General features: G+C 68.6%; 4 protein-coding genes. All 4 read right to left on the bottom strand.

The features are described from left to right. Nucleotides 1-53: 53 nt before the first annotated feature. Nucleotides 54-1,511: an adenosylhomocysteinase gene (ahcY, locus tag GA0115259_RS33755; protein WP_093603976.1), complete on the bottom strand. Its 1,458-nt coding sequence runs from the start codon at nt 1,509-1,511 to the stop codon at nt 54-56. Nucleotides 1,512-1,783: 272 nt separating this feature from the next. Continuing rightward, nucleotides 1,784-2,761, bottom strand: a complete 978-nt coding sequence (locus GA0115259_RS33750; protein ID WP_093603974.1) for a cation diffusion facilitator family transporter — start codon at nt 2,759-2,761, stop codon at nt 1,784-1,786. Nucleotides 2,762-2,848: 87 nt separating this feature from the next. Further along, on the bottom strand, nt 2,849-4,018 hold the full coding sequence (gene manA / locus GA0115259_RS33745; RefSeq protein WP_093603972.1) for a mannose-6-phosphate isomerase, class I: 1,170 nt from the start codon (nt 4,016-4,018) through the stop codon (nt 2,849-2,851). Nucleotides 4,019-4,181: 163 nt separating this feature from the next. Beyond that, the coding region (locus GA0115259_RS33740) for an SIS domain-containing protein (RefSeq protein ID WP_272921249.1) at nt 4,182-4,567 on the bottom strand (386 nt) is incomplete at its 5' end.

Genomic DNA, 4,567 nt, shown 5'->3' with positions numbered 1-4,567 from the left:
GGCCGGGGGGGCTGCCGGGACGGGCCGGTCGGTGGCGGCAGGTCGGTCGCGGATCAGTAGCGGTAGTGGTCGGGCTTGTACGGGCCCGCGACATCGACACCGATGTACGCGGCCTGCTCCGGGCGGAGCGTCGTGAGCTTCACACCGAGCGCGTCGAGGTGGAGGCGGGCGACCTTCTCGTCCAGGTGCTTGGGCAGCACATACACGTCGGTCGGATACTCCTCGGGCTTCGTGAACAGCTCGATCTGGGCCAGCGTCTGGTCCGCGAAGGAGTTGGACATCACGAACGACGGGTGGCCGGTCGCGTTGCCCAGGTTCAGCAGACGGCCCTCGGACAGGACGATGAGCGTCTTCCCGTCCGGGAAGGTCCAGGTGTGGACCTGCGGCTTGACCTCGTCCTTGACGATGCCCTCGACCTTGGCCAGACCGGCCATGTCGATCTCGTTGTCGAAGTGGCCGATGTTGCCGACGATCGCCTGGTGCTTCATCTTGGCCATGTCCGAGGCCATGATGATGTCCTTGTTGCCCGTCGTGGTCACGAAGATGTCCGCGATACCGACGACGTCGTCGAGCGTGGAGACCTGGTAGCCGTCCATCGCCGCCTGGAGCGCGCAGATCGGGTCGATCTCGGTGATGATCACGCGGGCGCCCTGGCCGCGCAGGGACTCGGCGCAGCCCTTGCCGACGTCGCCGTAGCCGAAGACGACCGCGACCTTGCCGCCGATCAGGACGTCGGTGGCGCGGTTGATGCCGTCGATCAGCGAGTGGCGGCAGCCGTACTTGTTGTCGAACTTCGACTTGGTGACCGCGTCATTGACGTTGATCGCCGGGAACAGGAGGACACCGTCACGCTGCATCTCGTACAGCCGGTGCACACCGGTCGTGGTCTCCTCGGTGACACCGCGGATCTCGGACGCGAGCCGGGTCCACTTCTGCGGGCCCTCCGTGAGGGTGCGGTTGAGCAGGCCCAGGATGTACCCGTACTCCTCGCTGTCCGCGGTTGACGGGTCCGGGGCCTCGCCGGCCTTCTCGAACTCGACGCCCTTGTGGACCAGGAGGGTGGCGTCACCGCCGTCGTCCAGGATCATGTTCGGGCCGCCGGTGGGCGTGTTCGGCCAGGTCAGGGCCTGCTCCGTGCACCACCAGTACTCCTCCAGCGTCTCGCCCTTCCAGGCGAAGACGGGGACGCCGGCGGGGGCGTCCGGGGTGCCGTTCGGCCCGACCGCGATCGCGGCGGCGGCGTGGTCCTGGGTGGAGAAGATGTTGCAGGACGCCCAGCGGACCTCGGCGCCAAGAGCGGTCAGGGTCTCGATGAGGACCGCGGTCTGCACCGTCATGTGCAGCGAGCCGGTGATGCGGGCGCCGGCGAGCGGCTGCGTCGCCGCGTACTCCTTGCGGATCGACATCAGACCGGGCATCTCGTGCTCGGCGAGCGTGATCTCCTTGCGGCCGAACTCGGCGAGCGAGAGGTCGGCGACCTTGAAGTCCTGTCGGTTGGCGACAGTCGTCATAACGAGCTGCTCCTCGTGAATCGGGTCGAGGGTGGGTGCGTACGGCTGGCTCTGCGGCGAAGGGCATACGAATGCCCGAGCGCTCGCGGGCACAGTCCGTCGGAGGCCCTCTCTCCCTCGGACGGTCCGTGGGCGGACCGCCCGACCGCCATCAGCAGCGACGTCTGGCACTGGTCACGAATCTACACCGATCGGCCCAGCGGCCCACAGTCGAACGGGGAAGAGAGGGCGACGAGATCAAGTCAAAGAGAGGCCGGACGGTCGCGGAGGTCTCAGTGGACGGTGTCCGGCGTCGGGCCGCCCGCGGTCTTTCCGGGATTGGCGCCCGCGGCGGCGGCCGACTCGTTGTAGATGTCCGGCTCCAGATAGATCACCCGGGCGATCGGGACCGCTTCGCGGATCCGGGACTCGGCGGCGTCGATCGCGCGGGCCACCTCGGCGGCGGTGTCGTCGTGCTGGACGGCGATCTTGGCCGCGACGAGCAGTTCCTCGGGGCCGAGGTGGAGCGTACGCATGTGGATGATGCCGGTGACCACGTCGTCGTCGACGATCGCGGCCTTGATCTTCTCGACGTCCTCCGTGCCCGCGGCCTCGCCGAGGAGGAGGGACTTCGTCTCGGCGGCCAGGACCAGCGCGATCAGGATGAGGAGAACGCCGATGCAGAGCGTGCCGATGCCGTCCCAGACGCCTTCGCCGGTGGCCAGGGAGATACCGACACCGCAGAGCGCGAGGACCAGACCGACCAGTGCGCCGAGGTCCTCCAGAAGCACCACGGGAAGTTCGGGTGCCTTGGCGCGGCGGACGAACTCCGTCCAGGAGAGGGAGCCGCGGGTGGCGTTGGACTCCTTGATGGCCGTACGGAACGAGATCGACTCCGCGATGATCGCGAAGACGAGCACTCCGACCGGCCAGTACCAGGCCTCGATCTCATGAGGGTGCTTGATCTTCTCGTAACCCTCGTAGATGGCGAACATGCCACCCACCGAGAACAGCACGATGGAGACCAGGAAGGCATAGATATAGCGCTCGCGGCCATAGCCGAAGGGATGCTGCGGAGTCGCCTCGCGCTGCGCCTTCTTGCCGCCGAGGAGGAGCAGTCCCTGGTTGCCGGAGTCGGCGAGGGAGTGCACGCCCTCCGCGAGCATGGACGACGAACCGCTGAACGCGAACGCCACGAACTTGGCTACTGCGATCGCGAGGTTGGCGCCGAGTGCCGCCACGATCGCCTTGGTTCCGCCTGACGCGCTCATGGGTGCGTGGTGTCCCTTCCTAGGTGCTGCGGCCCTGGCGCCGCGGTACGGCGGGACATTGTTGCAGCCGTTGGGGTGAGTGGTGCATCAGACCACGACAGTGGCACGGAACACGGTGCCCGTACCGGACAGTTCGGCCTTCTCTCCCGCGGGAACGAAGACCGAGGCGCCGGGAGTCAGTTCGAGGCCGTTCGCCCGAGGTGTGCCGGCCGTGCAGAGCAGGATCTGAGGAGTGTCCGCCGTGAGGTCACACGGTGCGAGGGAGTTCGGGGAGTCCAGGGAATAGCGGGACAGGCGGAACTCGTCCATGGGCGTCTCGTACAGTTCCTCGCCCGAGGCGGAGGCCTCCGGGCGCAGCACCGCGGGCTCGGTCGCTTCGAAGCGCACGATCCTGAGCAGTTCGGGAACGTCCACATGTTTGGGCGTGAGGCCGCAGCGCAGGACGTTGTCCGAGTTGGCCATGATCTCTACGCCGAGGCCGTTGAGATAGGCGTGCGGAACGCCCGCGCCGAGGAAGAGCGCCTCGCCCGGCTGGAGTTGTATGTAGTTGAGCAGCATGGCGGCGATGACACCGGCGTCGCCCGGGTAGTTGTGTGCGATCGACACATACGGCGCGTAGTCGCCACCAAGGCGTTCGGCTGCCGCTGTGGCCTCGGCGACGGTGATGGCCATCTCGGCGGGATCGGCGCCGAGGACGGCGGTCAGGACCTCGCGCAGCGCGGCCTCTTCGGGATGGGCGTGGAGGATGTCGACATACGGCTTGAGGGAGTCGACGTCCAGCCGTGCGAGCAGTTCGGCGGCCTCGTCCGGAGTGCGGAAGCCGCAGAGCCCGTCGAAGGGAGTGAGGGCGCAGATCAGTTCGGGCTTGTGGTTGGCGTCCTTGTAGTTGCGGTACGGCGCGTCGATCGGGACGCCGCGGCTCTCCTCGTCCGCGTAACCCTGCTTCGCCTGGGCGAGGTCGGGATGGACCTGGAGGGAGAGCGGCGAGCCGGCCGCGAGGAGCTTGAGGAGGAACGGCAGGCGCGGGCCGAACTTACCGGTCGCGGCGACGCCGAGTTCCGCCTCGGGATCGGCGTCGATCAGGGCGGACAGCGCCTGCTCGCCGGAGCCGCGGTCGAGGCGCGACGGAGCCCCTGGGTGGGCGCCCATCCACATCTCGGCCTGGGGCTCGCCGGTGGGAGCGGTCCCGAGCAGTTCCGGGATGAGTGTCGTGGAGCCCCAGGCGTAGGGGCGCACGGTATTCGAGAGGCGGTCCATGGGATGAGCTTTCTGGTACGTGGTGACGGGCTGGTATGTGGTGAGGGAACTGGCGGAACGGTGGCGTGCTGTGGTGGCGTGACCTCGGCTCCTCGACGTCCTGGTCTGCGGCGCTCCGGTCTGCGACGCGCCGGCCTCTGGCTCCAGGCTCCCCGGCGCCGGGTCATGCCTGGGCGCCGCCCGCGAGGGCAAGATAGACCGTGGCGAAGTCGGTGACGGCGATCAGCTCGGCGAGGGCTTCGAGTTCGCTGCCTTCCTCCGGCTCCAGTTCGCTGATGGCCGTGTCATGGCCCAGCGCGAGTTCACGGGCCGCGGGCGCCGCGGTGAGTCCACCGACCGGCCGGTCGCGGAGCAGGACGATACGGGCGCGCAAGGGCTGACGTTCCTCGACCCGGTCGCGGAAGAAGTCGTCCGGATCGGCGCCGCCCGCGAAGTCGCCCGCGAGCAGCGCGCCATGGGCCGGCAGGGCCTCGGGAAGCTGGGCGGCGAGGGCAGGGCGGCCGGTCAGCTCGGCCAGTACGTCGGCGAACCGGCGGCCGGCCGGGGCCG

This window comes from Streptomyces sp. MnatMP-M17 (genome assembly GCF_900091995.1).
GTDB lineage: Bacteria > Actinomycetota > Actinomycetes > Streptomycetales > Streptomycetaceae > Streptomyces.
Note: the sequence above shows the minus strand (reverse complement) of the source record. Positions and strands in the feature narration are given on the sequence as shown.

What these genes read in the sequence shown, in the direction of transcription:
- manA (WP_093603972.1), bottom strand. Translation starts at nt 4,018, where the DNA reads ATGGACCGCCTCTCGAATACCGTGCGCCCCTACGCCTGGGGCTCCACG.
- GA0115259_RS33750 (WP_093603974.1), bottom strand. Translation starts at nt 2,761, where the DNA reads ATGAGCGCGTCAGGCGGAACCAAGGCGATCGTGGCGGCACTCGGCGCC.
- ahcY (WP_093603976.1), bottom strand. Translation starts at nt 1,511, where the DNA reads ATGACGACTGTCGCCAACCGACAGGACTTCAAGGTCGCCGACCTCTCG.